The 18,742-nt window shown below is 70.4% G+C and carries 19 protein-coding genes; 11 read left to right on the forward strand and 8 right to left on the reverse strand.

Translation table 11 applies throughout. From position 1 onward, the window contains the following. The first annotated feature begins 109 nt into the window (after positions 1 to 109). The 3 genes from ACYSUO_RS19370 to ACYSUO_RS19380 are packed head-to-tail and all read left to right on the forward strand — an operon-like array spanning position 110 to position 1,460. On the forward strand, positions 110 to 967 hold the full coding sequence (locus ACYSUO_RS19370; protein WP_461777399.1) for a helix-turn-helix domain-containing protein: 858 nt from the start codon (positions 110 to 112) through the stop codon (positions 965 to 967). Then, positions 967 to 1,197: a DUF397 domain-containing protein gene (locus tag ACYSUO_RS19375; protein WP_266719861.1), complete on the forward strand. Its 231-nt coding sequence runs from the start codon at positions 967 to 969 to the stop codon at positions 1,195 to 1,197. Before ACYSUO_RS19370 ends, ACYSUO_RS19375 begins: the two co-directional genes overlap by 1 nt. Next, positions 1,194 to 1,460, forward strand: coding sequence for a DUF397 domain-containing protein (locus tag ACYSUO_RS19380; RefSeq protein WP_461777400.1), 267 nt, complete (start codon positions 1,194 to 1,196; stop codon positions 1,458 to 1,460). The genes ACYSUO_RS19375 and ACYSUO_RS19380 overlap by 4 nt, the downstream gene beginning before the upstream one ends. An 81-nt stretch (positions 1,461 to 1,541) precedes the next feature. On the opposite strand, the gene ACYSUO_RS19385 is transcribed toward ACYSUO_RS19380, so the two are convergent. Continuing rightward, positions 1,542 to 2,924: a glycine--tRNA ligase gene (locus tag ACYSUO_RS19385; protein ID WP_461777401.1), complete on the reverse strand. Its 1,383-nt coding sequence runs from the start codon at positions 2,922 to 2,924 to the stop codon at positions 1,542 to 1,544. A gap of 188 nt (positions 2,925 to 3,112) precedes the next feature. Here ACYSUO_RS19385 and ACYSUO_RS19390 point away from each other — a divergent pair, with 188 nt between their 5' ends. The 4 genes from ACYSUO_RS19390 (at position 3,113) to ACYSUO_RS19405 (ending at position 6,224) form a co-directional block, all read left to right on the forward strand. Continuing rightward, entirely contained in the window at positions 3,113 to 4,078 is a 966-nt protein-coding gene (locus ACYSUO_RS19390) for a metal ABC transporter substrate-binding protein (RefSeq protein WP_461777402.1), read from the forward strand. Between the two features lie 17 nt (positions 4,079 to 4,095). Then, positions 4,096 to 4,869, forward strand: coding sequence for a metal ABC transporter ATP-binding protein (locus tag ACYSUO_RS19395; RefSeq protein WP_461777403.1), 774 nt, complete (start codon positions 4,096 to 4,098; stop codon positions 4,867 to 4,869). Between the two features lies 1 nt (position 4,870). Continuing rightward, complete coding sequence (locus tag ACYSUO_RS19400) at positions 4,871 to 5,743, forward strand: metal ABC transporter permease (protein WP_461777404.1); 873 nt, start codon at positions 4,871 to 4,873, stop codon at positions 5,741 to 5,743. Positions 5,744 to 5,810: 67 nt separating this feature from the next. Further along, on the forward strand, positions 5,811 to 6,224 hold the full coding sequence (locus tag ACYSUO_RS19405) for a Fur family transcriptional regulator (RefSeq protein ID WP_461777405.1): 414 nt from the start codon (positions 5,811 to 5,813) through the stop codon (positions 6,222 to 6,224). A gap of 1 nt (position 6,225) precedes the next feature. On the opposite strand, the gene ACYSUO_RS19410 is transcribed toward ACYSUO_RS19405, so the two are convergent. From ACYSUO_RS19410 to ACYSUO_RS19425, 4 genes are all read right to left on the reverse strand, one after another. Further along, on the reverse strand, positions 6,226 to 8,625 hold the full coding sequence (locus tag ACYSUO_RS19410; protein ID WP_461777406.1) for an ATP-binding protein: 2,400 nt from the start codon (positions 8,623 to 8,625) through the stop codon (positions 6,226 to 6,228). Positions 8,626 to 8,759: 134 nt separating this feature from the next. After that, positions 8,760 to 9,590, reverse strand: coding sequence for an isoprenyl transferase (locus ACYSUO_RS19415; protein ID WP_266719845.1), 831 nt, complete (start codon positions 9,588 to 9,590; stop codon positions 8,760 to 8,762). A gap of 37 nt (positions 9,591 to 9,627) precedes the next feature. Beyond that, the gene (recO, locus tag ACYSUO_RS19420; RefSeq protein WP_461777408.1) at positions 9,628 to 10,377 is read right to left on the reverse strand and encodes a DNA repair protein RecO; all 750 of its coding nucleotides are present in this window, start codon (positions 10,375 to 10,377) and stop codon (positions 9,628 to 9,630) included. Positions 10,378 to 10,426: 49 nt separating this feature from the next. Beyond that, complete coding sequence (locus ACYSUO_RS19425; RefSeq protein WP_461777409.1) at positions 10,427 to 10,948, reverse strand: RrF2 family transcriptional regulator; 522 nt, start codon at positions 10,946 to 10,948, stop codon at positions 10,427 to 10,429. A gap of 65 nt (positions 10,949 to 11,013) precedes the next feature. Here ACYSUO_RS19425 and ACYSUO_RS19430 point away from each other — a divergent pair, with 65 nt between their 5' ends. Continuing rightward, on the forward strand, positions 11,014 to 12,465 hold the full coding sequence (locus tag ACYSUO_RS19430) for an MFS transporter (RefSeq protein WP_461777410.1): 1,452 nt from the start codon (positions 11,014 to 11,016) through the stop codon (positions 12,463 to 12,465). A 9-nt stretch (positions 12,466 to 12,474) separates the two neighbouring features. On the opposite strand, the gene ACYSUO_RS19435 is transcribed toward ACYSUO_RS19430, so the two are convergent. Further along, a complete protein-coding gene (locus ACYSUO_RS19435) occupies positions 12,475 to 12,690 on the reverse strand; it encodes a hypothetical protein (RefSeq protein WP_266719837.1) in 216 nt (71 codons plus the stop codon). A 354-nt stretch (positions 12,691 to 13,044) separates the two neighbouring features. Between ACYSUO_RS19435 and ACYSUO_RS19440 the strand changes: the two genes are divergently transcribed. Beyond that, positions 13,045 to 13,878 (forward strand): helix-turn-helix domain-containing protein, encoded by an 834-nt coding sequence (locus tag ACYSUO_RS19440; protein WP_461777411.1) that lies wholly within the window; start codon positions 13,045 to 13,047, stop codon positions 13,876 to 13,878. Continuing rightward, positions 13,860 to 14,141, forward strand: coding sequence for a DUF397 domain-containing protein (locus ACYSUO_RS19445; protein WP_461777412.1), 282 nt, complete (start codon positions 13,860 to 13,862; stop codon positions 14,139 to 14,141). Before ACYSUO_RS19440 ends, ACYSUO_RS19445 begins: the two co-directional genes overlap by 19 nt. Here ACYSUO_RS19445 and ACYSUO_RS19450 read toward each other — a convergent pair. Beyond that, positions 14,083 to 15,207, reverse strand: a complete 1,125-nt coding sequence (locus tag ACYSUO_RS19450; protein WP_461777413.1) for a PP2C family protein-serine/threonine phosphatase — start codon at positions 15,205 to 15,207, stop codon at positions 14,083 to 14,085. The two genes, ACYSUO_RS19445 and ACYSUO_RS19450, sit on opposite strands and share 59 nt — an antisense overlap. Before the next feature lie 236 nt (positions 15,208 to 15,443). Here ACYSUO_RS19450 and ACYSUO_RS19455 point away from each other — a divergent pair, with 236 nt between their 5' ends. Then, the gene (locus tag ACYSUO_RS19455) at positions 15,444 to 17,537 is read left to right on the forward strand and encodes an ATP-binding protein (RefSeq protein WP_461777414.1); all 2,094 of its coding nucleotides are present in this window, start codon (positions 15,444 to 15,446) and stop codon (positions 17,535 to 17,537) included. On the opposite strand, the gene ACYSUO_RS19460 is transcribed toward ACYSUO_RS19455, so the two are convergent. Next, entirely contained in the window at positions 17,524 to 18,723 is a 1,200-nt protein-coding gene (locus ACYSUO_RS19460; RefSeq protein ID WP_461777415.1) for an MFS transporter, read from the reverse strand. The two genes, ACYSUO_RS19455 and ACYSUO_RS19460, sit on opposite strands and share 14 nt — an antisense overlap. Positions 18,724 to 18,742: the final 19 nt, after the last annotated feature.

An 18,742-nucleotide genomic window follows, 5' to 3' on the forward strand; every position in this document is an offset into this window, starting at 1 on the left:
GGTGCCGAAACCCTGCCTTAGGCAAGTATTACGTAAGAATCCCCATTCCGATGGAGCGGTTAGGCATATGACAGTTGTGTGGCCTGAAGGCGCGGGACATCATGTGGCCATGCCCCAGAGCGAGATGCCCACCATGCGGAGCCGTCGCCTCGGTGCCGAGCTGCGACGACTGCGCTCCGAAGCCGGCCTGAAGGTCAGCGACGCGGCACTGGCACTCGAATGCGGGCAGCCGAAGATCAGCCAGATCGAGACCGGAAAACGGGGCATCCGCCGGCTCGATCTGACGACACTCCTCAATCTGTACGGAGTCGAGGACGACAGGCAGCGCACCAACCTCAAGCGGCTCGCCCGGGACATCCACAAGGTCGACTGGTGGTCGGGCCAAGGGCCGCTGCTGAGCGACGACTTGCGCGACTACCTCACCCTCGAAGCGGATTCCTCGCTCGTACGGTCCTTTGAACCTTCCGTACTGCCAGGGCTTTTGCAGACAGAAGCATATATGCGAGAGATATTCACCGTGGGGGCCGAAGAGGATCGCGTCGAACCCCTTGTGAATACTCGAATGAGGCGCAAGGATCTACTCGACGGACCTGCGGAATTCCGCCTGAGAGTGGTCATCGACATGCCCGCACTGCACCGCATACCGGGGCCGCGGGCATTGATCCGTGAGCAGTTCGAATACCTGATGGAAGCAAGCGGATTGCCCAATGTCACCATTCAGGTGCTGCCATTGGACATCACGCTGCCCCTCGCGCAGTACGCTCCGTACACGCTCTTCACGATGCGCGGCGAACCGCCCGTGCAGGTGGCGTGGCTGGAGCACATGACCGGCGGCACGCTCCTCGAGCAGCGCCCCGACGTGGAGATGTACACGAAGGCCTGGGACGACCTGACGGCCGCCGCGCTGTCCCCCGCGCAGTCCCGCCTGTACATCAGTGACCGAATCAAGCAAGAAAGTGGGCCGTGATGCTCCCCACCTCCGCCCCCACCGCCTCGCACGTCGAAGTCGGGTCAGCGGTCTGGCGAAAGAGTACGTTCAGCGGCGCATCCAATGGATGTGTCGAGCACGCCGAACTCACATCGGACCGGCGGGCAATTCGCGACACGAAGCACAGGGAGTTCGGGGCGGTCGTCTTCGAATCCTCGGCGTGGCACGCATTTGTTTCAAGCGTCAACTCTGGAGTCCTGCCACTATGAGCACGGGCACCACGGACAGCATTCCGTTCGGTATCGCGCTGGAGAAAGAGAAAGAGCGGCTCTATGCGCTCGACATCTCCGAGGCCCAATGGCTGAGCGCCCCCGGCGGTCCGACCCGGGGCGGCCCCGTGGAGATCGCCGCGCTCGGCGACGGCGCGGTGGCCCTGCGCAATCCGGCCGACCCCCGAGGGCTCGTCCTGCGCTTCACCGCCCATGAGTGGGAGGCGTTCAAACTCGGGGCACTGCACGGCGAGTTCGACTGAGATTGAAACCGAGACCGAAAACCGAACGCCCCGGCCCACCGCACAAGCGGCGGGCCGGGGCGTTCGTACGTGCGGAGTCGGTCAGCAGCCGACCAGGCGGCTGGCCAGGTAGCCCTCGATCTGGTCGAGGGAGACGCGCTCCTGCTTCATGGTGTCGCGCTCGCGCACGGTCACCGCGTTGTCGTCGAGGGTGTCGAAGTCGACGGTGACGCAGAACGGCGTACCGATCTCGTCCTGGCGACGGTAACGGCGGCCGATGGCGCCGGCGTCGTCGAAGTCGATGTTCCAGTTCTGCCGCAGCGCCTGCGCGAGGCCCTTGGCCTTCGGCGACAGCTCCGGGTTGCGGGACAGCGGGAGGACCGCGACCTTCACCGGGGCGATGCGGTGGTCGAAGCGCATGACCGTGCGCTTCTCCATCTTGCCCTTGGCGTTGGGCGCCTCGTCCTCGAGGTACGCGTCCATCATGAACGCGAGCATCGCGCGGCCGACACCGGCCGCGGGCTCGATGACGTACGGCGTGTAGCGCTCGCCCTTCTCCTGGTCGAAGTAGGAGAGGTCCTGGCCGGAGGCCTTGGAGTGCGCGGACAGGTCGTAGTCGGTGCGGTTGGCGACGCCCTCGAGCTCGCCCCACTCGCTGCCGCCGAAGCTGAAGCGGTACTCGATGTCAGCGGTGCGCTTCGAGTAGTGGGAGAGCTTCTCCTTCGGGTGCTCGAACCAGCGCATGTTCTCCTCGCGCATGCCGAGGCCCGTGTACCAGTTCCAGCGCTGCTCCATCCAGTACTCCTGCCACGCCTCGTCCTCACCGGGCTTGACGAAGAACTCCATCTCCATCTGCTCGAACTCGCGGGTGCGGAAGATGAAGTTGCCGGGCGTGATCTCGTTGCGGAACGACTTGCCCATCTGCGCGATGCCGAAGGGCGGCTTGCGGCGCGAAGTCGTCTGCACCTGGCTGAAGTTGGTGAAGATGCCCTGCGCGGTCTCGGGGCGCAGGTAGGCGACGGAGCCGCTGTCCTGCGTCGGGCCGAGGTGCGTGGAGAGCAGGCCGGAGAACTGCTTGGGCTCGGTGAACGTGCCCTTGTTGCCACAGTTGGGGCAGGAGAGGTCGGCCAGACCGTTCTCGGGGAGCCGGCCCTTCTTCGCCTCGTACGCCTCTTCCAGGTGGTCCGCACGGAACCGCTTGTGGCAGGAGGTGCACTCGGTCAGCGGGTCGGTGAACGTGGCGACGTGACCGGAGGCCTGCCAGACCTCGGTCGCCAGGATCACGGACGAGTCGATACCGACGACGTCCTCGCGCGAAGTGACCATGTAGCGCCACCACTGGCGCTTGAGGTTCTCCTTCAGCTCCACGCCCAGCGGCCCGTAGTCCCAGGCGGCACGCTGACCACCGTAGATCTCGCTGCAGGGGTAGACGAAGCCACGGCGCTTGCTGAGGCTGACGATGGTGTCGATCTTGTCGGCGGCCACGGTGCTCTCTTCATTACGACGACGGTGAGCGCGCTGGATACGCGCTCCGGGAGCGAATGCTTCAGGTTACCGGCGGGCCCACCCCCCGAACCAAATCGGTTCCGGGGACAGAGCGGGACCGAGCGTGACGAAGACCTCGACGAACATCTTGTTGACAACCGTTTCCAGTTTTGTTGAAAATGACAGTCATGAACGTACGTGTGCCCCGCAGTCCTCGCCGCCTGATACCCGTCGCCGCCGTCACCGCCCTCGGTCTCGGTGCCCTGACCGCGTGCGGCAGCTCCGCCGCGGAGGACAAGGGGAGCGGCGGCAAGCTGAGCGTCGTCGCGTCGTTCTATCCGATGCAGTACCTCGCCCAGGAGATCGGCGGCGACCACGTCGACGTCACGAGCCTGACCGAGCCCGGCCAGGAGCCGCACGACCTGGAGGTCAGCGCCAAGCAGCGCGCCCAGCTCGAGGAGTCCGACGTCGCCGTCTACCTGAAGGGCCTGCAGCCCTCCGTGGACGAGGCCATCGGCCAGTCCGACATCAAGACCAAGATCGACGCCGGCACCCTGACCGCCCTCGAGAAGCACGGCAACGAGGTCGACGGCCACGACCACGGGCACGGCGAGGAGACCCACGACGAGGAAGCGGCCGACCCCCACATCTGGCTCGACCCGGTGAAGTACGCCGAGGTCGCCGAGGGCGTCGGCAAGGCCCTTCAGAAGGCCGACCCGGACCACGCGGCCGACTACAAGAAGAACACCAAGGCCCTGGTCGGTGACCTGGACGAGCTGAACACCAAGTTCGAGAAGGGCCTGAAGGACACCAAGTCCTCGACCTTCATCACCACGCACGCCGCCTTCGGCTACCTCGCCGAGCGCTACGGCCTCACCGAGGAGGCCATCAACGGCCTGGACCCGGAGAGCGAGCCCAGCGCCGCCCGCGTCAAGGAGCTCCAGAAGACGGCGAAGGAGGACGGGGTCAACACCGTCTTCTACGAGACGCTCGTCAGCGACAGGACGGCCAAGACCCTCGCGGGCGACGCGAAGCTCAAGACCGATGTGCTCGACCCGATCGAGGGCATCACCGACAAGTCCAAGGGCGACGACTACATCTCGGTCATGGAGTCGAACCTGGCGGCCCTGCAGAAGGCTCTGGGCAGCAAGTGACCCCGAAGGAGGGCTACATGGGTGAACGGGAAGCCGTCATCTCGCTGAGCAAGGTGACCGCCGAGCTCGGCGGGCGCCCGGTGCTGCGCGGCATCGACCTGACCGTGCACCGCGGCGAGGTCGTCGCCCTGCTCGGTGCGAACGGCTCGGGCAAGTCCACCGCCGTCCGCAGCGTCATAGGCCAGGTACCGACCACCGGCGGCGGCATCGAGATCTTCGGCACGCCGCGGCGGCGCTTCAAGGACTGGGCGCGCGTCGGCTACGTACCGCAGCGCACGACGGCCGCGGGCGGCGTGCCCGCGACGGTGTCCGAGGTCGTCTCGTCCGGCCGCCTGTCGCGCACGAAGTTCGGCATGATGCGCAAGGCCGACCGGGTCGCGGTGACCCGCGCCCTCGAACTCGTCGGGATGGCGGACCGCGCCAAGGACTCCGTGGACGCGCTCTCCGGCGGCCAGCACCAGCGCGTGCTCATCGCGCGCGCCCTGGCCGCCGAACCCGAGCTGCTGATCATGGACGAGCCGATGGCGGGCGTCGACCTGGCCAGCCAGGAGATCCTCGCGGCGACGCTGCGCACGCAGGTCGCGGCCGGCGCCTCGGTCCTTCTCGTGTTGCACGAACTCGGCCCGCTGGAGCCGCTGATCGACCGTGCGGTCGTCCTTCGCGACGGGTGTGTGCTGCACGACGGCCCGCCCCCGAAGGCCGTGGGACAGCACGCGCTGCCCGGACACGACCACGTACACCCGCACACGCACGCGGCCGCCGAGCCGATCCGGACAGGACTGCTGAGCTGACATGGAACTCCTCTCCTACGACTTCATGCAGCGGGCGCTGCTCGCCGCCGTCCTCGTCGGCATCACCGCCCCGGCCGTCGGCATCTACCTCGTGCAGCGCCGCCAGGCCCTGATGGGCGACGGCATCGGCCACGTGGCGATGACGGGCGTCGGCCTCGGCTTCCTGCTCTCCACCTCGCCGGTGTGGATGGCGACGCTCGTCTCCGTACTCGGCGCCGTGATCATGGAGTTGATCCGCTGGTACGGGAAGACGCGCGGCGACATCGCGCTCGCGATGCTCTTCTACGGAGGCATGGCGGGCGGCGTGATGTTCATCAACCTGGCGCCCGGCGGCTCCAACGCCAACCTCAACTCGTACCTCTTCGGCTCGCTGTCGACGGTGTCGCAGGACGACGTCCTCGCCATCTGTCTGCTCGCGGCCTTCGTGGTGCTGGTGACGGTGGGCCTGCGCAAGCAGCTGTTCGCGGTGAGCCAGGACGAGGAGTTCGCGCGGGTCACGGGCCTGCCGGTGCGCTTCCTGAACCTGCTGATCGCGATCACGGCTGCGGTCACGGTGACCGTCGCGATGCGCGTGGTCGGCCTGCTCCTGGTCTCCGCCCTGATGGTGGTGCCGGTCGCCGCGGCGCAGCAGCTGACCCGCAGTTTCAAGGCGACGTTCGTGATCTCGGTGGCGCTCGGCGTCGCGGTGACGCTCGGCGGGACCGCCACGTCGTACTACCAGGATGTGCCGCCCGGAGCGACGATCGTGCTGCTGACCATCGCGGCGTTCATCGTCCTCGCGCTGCTCTCGAAGCCGCTCGCCCGGCGCAGGGCGCGGTCGGTCCCGGCGCACTCCGAGTGCCCGATCCCGGAGCAGGCCGCGGCCAAGCTCTGACCCGCGCACGGCGCCGCCTGGCACAATGGCGGCCGTACGTACGTGGCAGGGATGTGAGGAGAAACCCGTGGCAGCCCCGGTTCGAGGCAGGTCGACCCGCCAGCGCGCGGCCGTGGCGGCGGCGCTCGACGAGGTGGACGAGTTCCGCAGCGCCCAGGAGCTGCACGATGTCCTCAAGCACAAGGGCGACTCGGTCGGGCTGACCACGGTGTACCGGACGTTGCAGTCCCTCGCCGACGCGGGCGAGGTGGACGTGCTGCGCACCTCGGAGGGCGAGGCGGTGTACCGCCGCTGCTCCACGGGTGAGCACCACCACCACCTGGTCTGCCGCGTCTGCGGCAAGGCGGTCGAGGTCGAGGGCCCCGCGGTGGAGAAGTGGGCCGAGGCGATCGCCTCCGAGCACGGTTACGTCAACGTGGCCCACACGGTGGAGATCTTCGGCACGTGCGCGGATTGCGCGGCGGCGACCTCCGCGCGCTGAGTCACCCGCCGGCCGCGTCGCCGGCCCCTGACACGTCGCCGGCCCCGGACGCGTCGCCGACTTCCCCGTCGTCCTTGCCGTCGGATGCGCACGGGGCGGCGATCTGGGTGCGGGTCGCGACCCCGAGCTTGGCCAGGATGTGCTCGACGTGGGCGTCCGCCGTGCGCTTGGAGATGACGAGCCGCTCCGCGATCTCCCGGTTGGTCAGGCCGACCGCGACCAGGGACGCCACCTCCCGCTCCCGCGGGGTGAGCGCCTCGGCCACCTCCGGTGCGCGCGGGGTCGGTACCGCGGCGGCCGACGGCAGATCCTCGGTCAGCGCCCGCTCGACCGCCGCCTGTGTGCTGAGGGCCTCGCCCTCGCGGTAGAACCGCTGGAACTCCCGCTCCCCCAGCGCCACCCGGGACGCCCGGGCCGCCTCCTCGTGCAGGCCGCTCAGGAGCGGTATCGCGAACCGCGGCGTCAGGACCGACAGCGCCCACAGCCGGTCGGCGGCACCGTGCAGCACCGCGACGCGGGACGCCTTGCCCTCCTCGGCGGCACGCCAGGCGAAGGCGTCCAGGAGCTGGGCGATGCCCACCCTGTCGTGCAGGGCGAGCTTGATGCGGATGCCCTCGCGGGCGCACTCGATGCTGTCGGCGTGATCGCCCCTGATCCACAGGCCCATGGACTTGACCCACAGGATCACCCCGCGTGCCCAGCGCTCCTCCGGGATCACGGCCATGCGCTCCAGCGCCTCGTCGCACAGGCGGATGCCCTGGTCGCTGTCCTGGCCCGACAGGACATACAGGCCCGCGGCGTAGTACGTGGTCGACACCATCCCGAACTCGTCGCCCAGTTCGGCCATCATCCGGCGTGCCTCGGCGTACTGCTCCTCGCATCCTTCGTAGTCTCCGAGGAACACCCGGTTGAACGTGCGGAACGCCAGCGTCCAGGCGAGCCCCGACCGGTCGCCGATGGTCTCCGCGATCTCCTTCGCCTCGTCCAGCAGGGTCCGGTTGTCCTGTCGCTCGCCCTGGACGTCCATGAAACCGCTGGTGCTCCACAGGGCCTTGACCCGCTCCGGGGACGGTTTCTTCGATCCGGTCAGACCGCGCCGCATCCAGTGCCGGCCCTGGATGAACAGTGCGGTGCAGACCCAGTACCCCCAGAGCCGGACCGCGAGTTGGAGTCCCGCGTACGGCTCGTCGGGGGTGCCGAACGAGTACTCCATGGCGGCCTGGAGGTTCTCGTGGTCGGCGACGAGGCGCCGCACCCAGGGCAGTTGACCGTCGCCGAACCACTCCGCGTCGAACTGTCCGGCGACCTCCAGGTAGTAGTCCCGGTGGCGCCGCCTGGCCCGCACCTCCTCCTCCGCCGGCACGAGGTGTTCCAGGCCGAACTCGCGGATGGTGTCGAGCATCCGGTAGCGCGACCCGTCTCCGGTCTCCAGGTGCCGCACGATGGACTTGTCGACAAGCCCCACCAGGGCGTCGAAGACCTCGTCCATGGGCAACTCGGCGTCGGCGCACACCACTTCGGCGGCCTCCAGGTCGAACCCGCCGGCGAACACGGCGAGCCGCGCCCAGAGCAGCCGCTCCCGGTCGGTGCAGAGCTCATGGCTCCAGTCGATGGTCGTCCGCAGCGTCTGGTGGCGCGGCACGCTGACGCGGCGGCCGCCGGTGAGGAGCCGGAAGCGGTGGTCGAGGCGGCGCAGCAGCTGCTCCGGTGAGATCACCCGCAGCCGGGCGACGGCGAGTTCGATGGCCAGCGGGATGCCGTCGAGGCGGCGGCAGAGCGCGTGCACGGCGGCGCGGTTGCCGTCGGTGAGGGCGAACTCGGGCGCGGCGGACTCCGCCCGGTCCACGAACAGCCGGACCGCGTCGGAGAGTTCGGCGCCGGGACGGCTGTCCGCTTCCGGTTCCGGCAGCGCCAGCGGTGGCACGGGCAGCACCTGCTCGCCGGGGATGTCGAGGGGCTGCCTGCTGGTGGCGATCAGACGGAGGCCGGGGGCGGCGCTCAGCAGGGCGTCGGCGAGCGTCGCGCAGGCGTCGACGAGGTGCTCGCAGGTGTCCAGGACGATCAGCGTCCGCCGCCCCGCGAGATGCGTGGCGAGCACCTCGTGCACCCCGCGCCCGCCCTGCTCGGGCACGCCGAGCGCGCCGCACACGGCGTGCGGCAGCAGTTCGGGGTCGCTGAGCCCGGAGAGCGGTACGACGCACGCCCCGTCGGGGAAGTCGCCGAGCTGATCGCGCGCGGAGCGCATCGCCGTACGCGACTTGCCGACGCCGCCGGGGCCGGTCAGGGTGACCAGGCGTGAGCGGGTGAAGACGTCCTTGATCCGGGCGAGTTCGGGCGCCCTGCCGACGAAGCTCGTGGTCTCCGCGGGCAGCTCGCCCTGCGTCCGCACAGCCACGTCCATCCACCGCCCCCCTTGTCCGGTCGACCCCGAGTGGGCCGTTACTCACCGTAGGGGGCAGCGGTGCGTGGCGGGAGGGTTCGACCGGTTTTGACCGCTGCTGATTCCGGCCGCGGGTCGGACCCGGTCGCTGTGGCCTACTGCCCGCCCTCCAGCTGAAGCAGCACCTCGTTCGGCGTCGCCCCGCCGAACCGCCGGTCACGCGACGCGTACTCGACGCACGCCCGCCACAGGTCACGCCGGTCGAAGTCCGGCCACAGGACGTCCTGGAAGACCATCTCGGCGTACGCGCTCTGCCACAGCAGGTAGTTGGACGTGCGCTGCTCGCCGCTGGGGCGCAGGAACAGGTCCACGTCGGGCATGTCGGCGTAGTAGAGGTACTTCGCGAACGTCTTCTCGCTGACCTTCGACGGGTCGAGCCGCCCCGCCTTCACGTCCTCCGCGAGCGCCTGCGCCGCGTCGGCGATCTCGGCGCGGCCGCCGTAGTTCATGCAGAAGTACAAGGTCAGCTTGTCGTTGTCCTTGGTCTGCTCCTGGGAGATCTCCAGCTCCTTGGCGACCGACTTCCACAGCTTGGGCATCCGCCCCACCCACCGCACCCGCACACCCAGCTCGTCGAGCTGGTCGCGGGTCTTGCGGATGAAGTCCCGGTTGAAGTTCATGAGGAAGCGGACCTCGTCGGGCGAGCGCTTCCAGTTCTCCGTGGAGAAGGCGTACAGGGAGATGGCGCCGACGCCCATCTCGATGGCGCCCTGGAGCACGTCGAGGACACGCTCCGCGCCGACCTTGTGGCCCTCCGTGCGCGGCAGGCCGCGGTCCTTGGCCCAGCGTCCGTTGCCGTCCATCACGATCGCCACGTGCTGGGGCACCAGCTCGCCGGGGATCTTCGGCGGCCGCGCGCCCGACGGGTGCGGTTCGGGCGCTGTGTACTCACGGCGGTTCCGTCCGAGGATTCCGCGACGTGCCATGTTCCGGGCCTCTCCCCTAGCTCAGTGCCAGCTCTCGCTAGCTTTTCTCTACGTAGCGCAGCGAGCGCAGTCCGCGCTCAAGGTGCCAGTGCAGGTAGGCCGACACCAGCCCGTTGCCCTCCCGGACGAACCGTGCCTCGCACGTGTCCGCCGTCTCCCAGTCCCCCGTGAGCAGCGCTCCGAGCAGGTTGAGGGCCTGCGGTGAGGGTACGACGCTGCCCGGTACCCGGCAGTCGACGCAAACCGAGCCGCCCGCACCGACGGAGAAAAACCGGTTGGGACCGGGCAATCCACACTTCGCGCAGTCGCCGAAGCTCGGCGCGTAGCCGTTGACCGCGAGCGAGCGCAACAGGAACGCGTCGAGTACGAGGCCCGGCGCGTGCTCTCCGCGCGCGAGCGTGCGCAGGCCGCCGACGAGGAGCAGGTACTGCTGCACCGCGGGTTCGCCCTCGTGGTCGGTGAAGCGTTCCGCCGTCTCCAGCATCGCGGTGCCGGCCGTGTACCGCCCGTAGTCCGTCACGATGCCGCCGCCGTACGCGGCGATGGTCTCGCTCTGCGTGCACAGCGGGAGCCCGCGGCCGATCAACTCGCTGCCCCGCGCGAAGAACTGCACGTCGACGTGCGAGAAGGGTTCGAGCCGGGCCCCGAACTTGGACTTCGTGCGCCGCACACCGCGGGCGACGGCGCGCACGCGGCCGTGGTTGCGGGTGAGCAGCGTGATGATGCGGTCGGCTTCGCCGAGCTTCTGGGTGCGCAGCACGACGCCGTCGTCCCGAATGAGACTCATCGCGCGCCCTCGCGCTTCTCGTCGTCGTCGCGGAACAGGCTCATGCCTCTCATTGTCCCTTACGCACGGAGCCCGTTTGCGGGAACGGGGGCAGGGGTGCGGTCGGATCCTCCAGCCATGCGCGCCCGCGCGAGCGCACCGTCTCGCTCAGGCCCGCGCTCAGGTCCGCCACCGTCACGGCCCGCAGCGACTCCCGCCAGGCCCGGTCCGCGTCGTACATGACCTGTGCCACTCCGCACGGCCCCGTGCACCGCTCCGGCGGGATGGCGCACGCGCCGCGCTGCCGGATCTCGCCGCAGACGAAGGCTGACGCGGAGCCCTCGACGGCCTCCACCACGTCGAGCACGGTGATGTCCTTCGGATCGCGGGCGAGCCGGAACCCGCCGCGCGGCCCGGATGTGGCGGTCAGCACCCCGGCGGCGGCAAGGGACTTGAGGTGCTTGGCCAGGTACGCCTCGGGCAGCCCGTAGTACCCGGCGAGCGTGGAGCGGCGCACGGCGGCACCGGGTGGCGCCTGCACGAGGAGCACGCAGCAGTGCACGCCCCACTCGACACCCTGGGACAACTTCATGGGGTCCGAGGCTACCCTTCCGGCCACTTGATGGATATTCAATGTCCATGATACCGATGGGCCTCATGGCTGACATCCGGATCGGCACCACCATCGGCACCACGCCCGAGCAGAAGGACGCCTCCGCCGGACCCTCCCCCGCCGACCGGCGCATGCTCGCGGTCGCTCTCACCGCCACGTTCATGGGGAGCTTCGACCTCTTTGTCGTGAACGTCGCCACCGAGGCGCTCCGCGCGGACCTGCGTGCGAGCGACGCGGCGCTCGAACTCGTCGTGTCCGGCTACGCGTTCGCGTACGCGGCGGGGCTGATCACGGGCGGCCGGCTCGGGGACCGGTTCGGTTACCGGCGGACGTTCGTGGCGGGCATGGTGGCGTTCACGGTGACGTCGCTGTTGTGCGGGCTCGCGCAGGGGGCCGAGGAGCTGGTGGTGGCGCGGATGGCGCAGGGGCTCTCGGCGGCGGTGATGGTGCCGCAGGTGCTGTCGCTGGTGACGGCCCGCTTCCCGGCGGCGCACCGGGGCCGGGCCACCGGCTGGAACGGGGCGGTGGCGGGCATCGGGTCGATCGCGGGCCAGCTCCTCGGCGGCGTACTCCTCCAGGCGGACGTGTTCGGGCTCGGCTGGCGCGCGGTGTTCCTGGTGAACGTTCCCGTGGGCGTGGTCGCCTCGATCGCCGCCTGGCGGATGCTGCCGCCCCATCTCGCCGGGCCCCGGCGGCAGTTCGACGTGCTGGGCGCGCTGGGTGTCACCGCGACGCTGGCCCTGCTCCTGGTGCCGCTGGCGCTCGGCAGGGACGAGGGATGGCCGGTGTGGACGTGGGTGTGCCTGGCGGCGGCCGCCCCCGTGGCGTGGGCGACGTGGCGGTGGCAGCGGGCACTGCGGGCTCGCGGCGGGGAGCCCGTGCTCAATCCCGCCCTCTTCCGCAACCGCCCGTACCTGACCCTGCTCGCGGGCCTCGGCGCCTTCCAGCTCTATTTCGGCGCCTATATGTTCACGCTCGCGCTGCTGCTCCAGGCGGGCCTCGGCGCGAGCCCGCTCACGGCCGGCGCGGTGTTCGTCCCGCAGGCGGTCATGTTCACCACGGGTTCGCTGCTCAGCGGGCGGCTCACGGCACGCTACGGGGTGCGGTGGCCGGTGGCGGGCGGGGCGCTGGTGGTGGGCGGCCTGGCCCTCGCCGCGATCCAGCTCACCGCGTCCGACGGTACGGTCTCCCCCTGGGCCCTGACGCCCGCCCTCCTCCTCAACGGCCTCGGCAACGGCCTGCTGATGCCGCCGATCATCGGCGCGGCCCTGTCGCGGGTGACACCCGGGACGGCGGGCGCGGCGTCCGGGATGCTCAACACGGCTCAGCAGGCCGCGAGTTCCCTCGGTGTCGCGCTGCTCGGCATGCTGTTCTTCGCGGTGTCCGGACCCGGCCTGCGGGACGCGCGGGCCGGGATGACGGCCGTATCGGCGGTCTTCGCGGTGCTGGTGGCCGTGGCGGCGGCCCTGATGTGGTCGACCCACCGAAGGACCTAGCCGGAGGACCTAAGGGACCTCACCCCGGCTTCTTCTGTTCTCGTACGCCGTCGCCGCCCGCACCCGCTCCGTCGTCGACGCCACGCGCAGCACCTCCGGCGGACAGTCCCACTCACGCCCGCCCCCGAAGGGCCGCAACTGTACGTACGGCCCCTCGTGCCCCATCACTCGTCCCACCTGACCCGTGCTCGTGTCGATCGCGTACGAACCGATCGGCGGTTTCATGGCGTAGCGCTCCTGTCGTCCGTCCCTGCGAGGAGTACGGCGGCGAGCCGGGCCGCCGCGTCAACCGGACAACGCCCCAATTCCACCAAGGGACACGGGGCACTCCGTGCGATTGACCCGGGATCGAGGCCGAGCGAGGGCAGCACAATTCCCGCCCCGGCAAGTGCGGCTCGCAATGTCTCCACCATTTCCTCGGCTTCCTCCACGCACAGCGCGGCGTGCTTCGATTGTTCCGTCACGTGGCTCCCCTGCCTCATTGAATTTCACGCTTTGCGTCTCCACCGTGGCGTCCCGTCCCTACAGTGGGGAGAGGTCTGCGCACTACAACTGCGTGGCTTCACATGGGGGTTGGCCATGGCCAAGGGTTCGCGGCAGGCGGCGTGGGAGTTCTTCGGCGTCGAGTTGAAGCGGCGCCGTGAGGACGCGGGGCTGACCCAAGTGGAGTTGGGGTTACGCGTATTCGTTTCCGGCGGCTACATCGGCCAGTTCGAACAGGCAATTCGCAAACCGCAGTTGGATGTAGCCCAGAGGATTGACGAGGCGCTGCAATCCGACGGTATTTTCGAGCGGATGTGGCGCAGCCTCATCGACGACCATCGCTACGCGGGGTATTTCGCGGAGGTGGTCGAGCTTGAGCGGACGGCTACGAAGATCTGCGAGTGCGCGCCGACCGTGGTGCCGGGGTTGTTGCAGACGGCCGCGTACGCGCGGGCCGTCACCATCGCGGCGAACCCGTTCGTCACCGACGAGTACGTCGAGGAGAAGGTGGCCGCGCGCCGGGAGCGGGCGGACGTCCTCCGGGACGCCACACGCCCCGAGTATTGGGTGACACTGCACGAGGGCGTGCTGCGCACGCCGGTGGGCGGCGCGGCAGCGATGGCCGAACAGCTGGAGCACATCGCGGCGTTGATGCGCCAGCGGGCCGTGTGGGTGGCGGTGCTCCCGTACGCGGTGGGAGCGTACGCCTTGATGGGCGGGATGCTGCAGCTGATGGAGTTCAACGACGCCCCGCCCGTCGCCTATACAGAGACCGCGTTTTCGGGAACGCTCATCGACGATCCGGCCGTGGTGAAGCGTGCGCAGCGCGCTTACGATCTGGTCAGGGGCGACGCGCTACCGCCGGAGGTGGCACTGGCCCTGATCGAATCGGCGGCGGAGGACCACAGACGATGCGCGAGTACGACCTGAGCAACGCCAGCTGGCACAAGAGCAGTTACAGCAATGGCGAGGGCGGCAGCTGCGTCGAGGTTGCCCGCGACTTCGTGGGTGCTGCCCGCTGGCGGAAGTCGACGTACAGCAACGGCGAGGGCGGCAACTGCCTCGAAGTCGCCGACGGAGTCGCCGGCGTCGTGCCCGTCCGGGACTCCAAGGTCCCGGACGGGCACGTCGTCGTCATCGGCGCGGCAGCATGGGCCGCCTTTGTGACGGGTACGGTGCGGCCGCGGGGCTGAACCGGCCCCCGGCGGAGCCCGCGTCCTCGCAGAGGACCAGGGCCACGTCGTCCCGGAGCGGCCCACCCGTGTGCGTGGTCACCGCCTCGTACAGCGAGTCCAGGAAGTCGTCGGGCCGGACCGCGGAGGAGGCGGCGTCGGCGGCCGTCTCCTCCAGCGGAAACTCGACGCCCTGCCGGTCACGGGCCTCGGTGAGGCCGTCGGTGTAGAACAGCAGGCGGTCGCCGGGCTGCAACCAGAACTTGCTCTGCTCCGGTTCCGGGCCGAGGCCCAGGGGCCGGCACGCGACGTGGGGTTCGAGGAGTTTGGGCGGCGACCCGAGGCGTAACGGCGGAGGATGCCCGCAGTTGACGCTCTTGACCTCGCTCGGCCCGAACTCGGCGAACAGAGCCGTGACGAAATCCTCCGCACCCAGGTCGGGCGCCAGGCGTACATCCAACTCGCGCACCAAGTCCGGTAGTTCGGGCGTCACGTACGCGAGATCGCGGAAGCCGCTCAGCGCACTCGCCGTGATGCGCACCGCGTCCAGGCCGTGCCCTCGTACGTCCCCGATGAACAGCCGCGTGCCGTACGGGGTGTGCACCACGTCGTACAGGTCGCCGCCCACCGTGGTCCCGGGCACGGCACAGTGGTGCCGGGTGCACACGGCGATCCCGCCGACCCGTGCGGCGACCGGCCGCAGGATCGCGGCTTCGGCGACGCGGGCGATCTCCGTGGCACGGGAGAGCGCGGCCGCGCGCACGACGTCGCGCATCGAGAGCCGTACGGTCAGCGCGCCGCCCATCAGCAGTGCCAGACACTCGACGGCGGCCCACGGCGTCAGCACCAGATCGCGCACCACCGTCACGGTGAGGGCGAGGGCCATCGCGAGGGCGGCCGCGCCCGCCGTGCACCGCACGTCGAGACGGAGCGCGGCCAGCAGCGGCACGATCAACAGGGAAGCGACCATCGGCGGCCAGCCGGGCACGAGGAGTCCCGGCGTGGCCAACAGCACCCCCGATCCCAACAGCGGGATCACCTCCGCCGGCCGTGGCCGTCCTCCCCGACCCATGTCCTGCTCAGCCATGGGCGGCCTCCTGACTTTTCTTCCCCCGTACGCTCCACCCCGCCGTACCAAGTCGGCCACGATGCCCCAACTACGGAACGTTCACGACCTGTTGTCCGGAGTCGATCACACATCGACCATGTATGACCGAAGTGCGTCCATCCGGCAGCCAACAGGCCTGGTCGGCCCCGTACCGCCCCCGCACCGGAGGAGACTGCTTCCGGGCCTGCGGAGTGCACACGGACAGTGGAGGGCACATGTCGCCCACGAGGTACCTACCCGCCGAGACCACGAGCTTCGTGGGCCGCGCCCGCGAACTCGACGGGATCGAGAAGGCGTTGGCGGACAGCCGACTGGTGACCCTCACCGGGGTGGGCGGCGTCGGAAAGTCGCGGCTCGCGGCGCGGGCGGCGGCACGCGTCGCCCCGACGCTCGCGGACGGCGCCCGGTTCGTCGCCCTCGCACCACTGCGCGACCCCGCGCTGCTGGGGCACGTACTTCTGGAGGACCTGCGCCTCGCCGACCAGCACAACCGGTCGCCCGAGGAACTCGTCGCCGAGTGGCTGGCCGACAAGGAGCTGCTGCTGGTCCTCGACTCCTGCGAGCACCTAGTCGAGGCCTGTTCCCGTCTGGTGCGCAAGCTGCTGGACGCGGCGCCGGGCCTGCGGATCCTGACCACCAGCAGGCAGGGGCTCGGCACACCCGGTGAACTGGTCTTTGCGGTGGACCCGTTGCCGCTGCCGGGCCTGGTGGCCGCCGGGGACGCACCGGCCTCCGGCGACGCCATGGAACTCTTCACCGTGCGGGCCGCCGACGCGGTCGACGGGTTCCGGTTCACCGGCAATGCACAGCTGGCGGCCGCCGCCGTCTGCCGTCGGCTCGACGGCATCCCACTCGCCGTGGAGCTGGCCGCCGCCCAGCTCGCCGAGCTTCCCGGGCATTCGGTGTACGAACTCAACGACCGGCTCCAGCACCGCTTCGACACCCTCGTCGCCCAGTCCGGCACGGCCGGCCGGGCACTGCCCCGGCACCGGACGCTGCGCACCACCATCGGCTGGAGCCACGAGCTGTGCACGCCTCTGGAACGGCTGCTGTGGGCACGCCTCTCGGTGTGCACCGGCGGCTTCGACCTCGCGGGCGCACAGGCGATCGGCTGCGGAGGGCCGTTGGCGGTCGAGCGGGTGGCGGATGTGCTCGCGGGACTCGTGACGAAGTCGCTCGTACGCAAGCACCCCGACGGCCTGGGCGGCGAGCGTTACAGCATGCTCGACACCGTGCGCGAGTTCGGCGCGCACTGGTTGTACGAGCTGGGCGAGGAGGACGAGGCACGCCTCCGCCACCGGGACTTCTACCGGGACCTGGCGTGCCGGGCCGACGCCGCGTGGATCGGACCCGACCAGGAGCACTGGTACCGGCGCCTGGAGGCCGAGCGGGCCAACTTCCGTACGGCGATGCGGTTCTGCCTCGCCCAGGGCGACGGGCGCACCGCCCTGAAGATCGGCGGCGCGCTGTGGATGATGTGGATGTGCTTCGGCCACGCGCGGGAGGGGACGCACTACCTGGACCTGGCGCTCGACCTCTGCCGCGAGCCCTGCCCCGAGCGGGCCAAGGGCTCATGGGCCCGCGCCTTTGTCGCGCTCACGCTGAACGACGTCCCCACGGCGCAGCGCATCTCGGACGACCTGCAGCAGTACGCGGAGGCCGACGGCGATGCGACCACGCGACTCGCGATCCTCCACGTACAGGCCATCTCCCTGAGCTTGGCGGGCGAGCACAAACAGGCCACCGCGGCCTTCACCGCGACACAGTCCCCGCCTCCGGGGCACGGCGCCTATCCGGCGGCATGGATCACGCTGCGGATCACCCACGCGTACGCCCACATCCACCTGGGGGAGTCGGAGGCCGCCGAGGCCACGGCGTGCCAGGTGGTCGAGGAGTGCGAGCGGCGCGGGGAGCTGTGGCTGCGCGGGTACGCCTACTACGCCCGAGCCCTCAACGCGCTCTCCTGCGGCCGCCTCGACGAGGCCCGCGCCCATGCCCTGAAGGCCCTCACGCACAAGTCGCTGTTCCACGACGATCTCGGCTTCGTCATGGCCGTCGAGGTGCTGGCCGCCGCCACCACAGCCACCGGCCGGGCCGCACGGGCCGCCCGGCTGCTCGGCATCTGTCAGCGGATGTGGAACGCGCTGAGCCGTTCTCAGGTGGGCTCCCCGGAGGTCATCGACGCCCGCGCCGCGACCGAGCGCCAGATCCGCGCGGCCATCGGCGACGCCACGTACGAGACGGAGTACGCCGCGGGCCGCGCGATGTCCCCCGACGACGCCATCGCCTACTGCCTCACGCCCGACTGACCTCCGCCACCCGCGCTCCCGCCGCCCGCAGCCGCGTGACCACCGCCACGACCAGCGCGAGCACGGCCACCGCCGCCAGCAGCTCCCAGGTGGGGGCCGCGGCGCCGAGGAGGGTCAGGACGTACGGGGTGAACATGCCGAGGTACGCCGCCGTCCAGAACTTGGCGGTCCAGCGCGCGAGTTGGTGCGGCGGGGCGAGGGTCGCCGTGCGGGTCAGGCCGTGGGCGAGGCTCAGTCCGTAGCCCGCGCCGAGGACCGCCGCGGCGGCCATCGCGAGGACGCGGCTGCCGCTCGCGGCGGCGAACGCTGCCGCCGCCGCGCCGACGGCGGTCGTGAGCAGACCCGGCACCGGTGTGGCGACCGCACGGCGCGCGGTGAGCAGGCCGACGCCGGGGACGACGGCCGTGGCGACACCGGTGAACAACAGGCCCGCGTGGATCGCGCCGGGGAGCGTGACGAAGCCGATGGTGGGCGCCACGAACACCCAGGGGGCGACCGGCAGCACCCTGCGCCGGAAGCGGGAGCGCGCCTCGGCGTCCAAGTCCCTTGTTACGGAAGCCGGTTCGGCGTTCGGTTCTGCGTCGGGTATCGGGGCCTTCGTACGACGCCTGCCCGTCTCCGGGGCCGTCAGCGCGAGCAGGCCCGCCGCCACGCCAAGGACCACGTGCGGCACGTACGCCGTCACCATCGGCTCCGGCGCCCACTGCGCGATGAGCGCCGCCGCCAGGCCGCCGGTGGCGAAGCCCGCCGAGACGTATAGGCCGGAGAGGCGGGGCGAGTGCGACAGTTCCTTGATCCAGGCGCTGCCCGCCGCGAGCAGTGCGCCCGCGCTGATCCCGGTCAGGAAGCGGCCGGGCAGCAGCAGCGCGGTGCCCCACAGGGCGCCCGCCATCAGCATCAGGGTCGACAGGACGTTGAGGCCCAGGGCGGCGAGCGCCACCGGGCGGCGGCCGTGCCGGTCGGCCAGCGGGCCCGCGACCAGCAGCGCCGGGATCAGGCCGACGACGTACACCGCGAAGAGGCCCGTCACCGCCGACGCGGTCAGGCCGAGCTCGGAGTGGTACGGGCCGAGCAGCGCCGAGAACTGGTTGGCGCTCCAGCCGGAGGCGAGCATGATCCAGGCGGCCCGGGTGCCGTGGGGCTTCGCTGTGGAGGTGGGAGGCGCGAGGGCGGATGCTGCGGTCATGCCCTCATTCCTACGGCCG

The sequence above is a fragment of the Streptomyces sp. UC4497 genome, assembly GCF_054871485.1.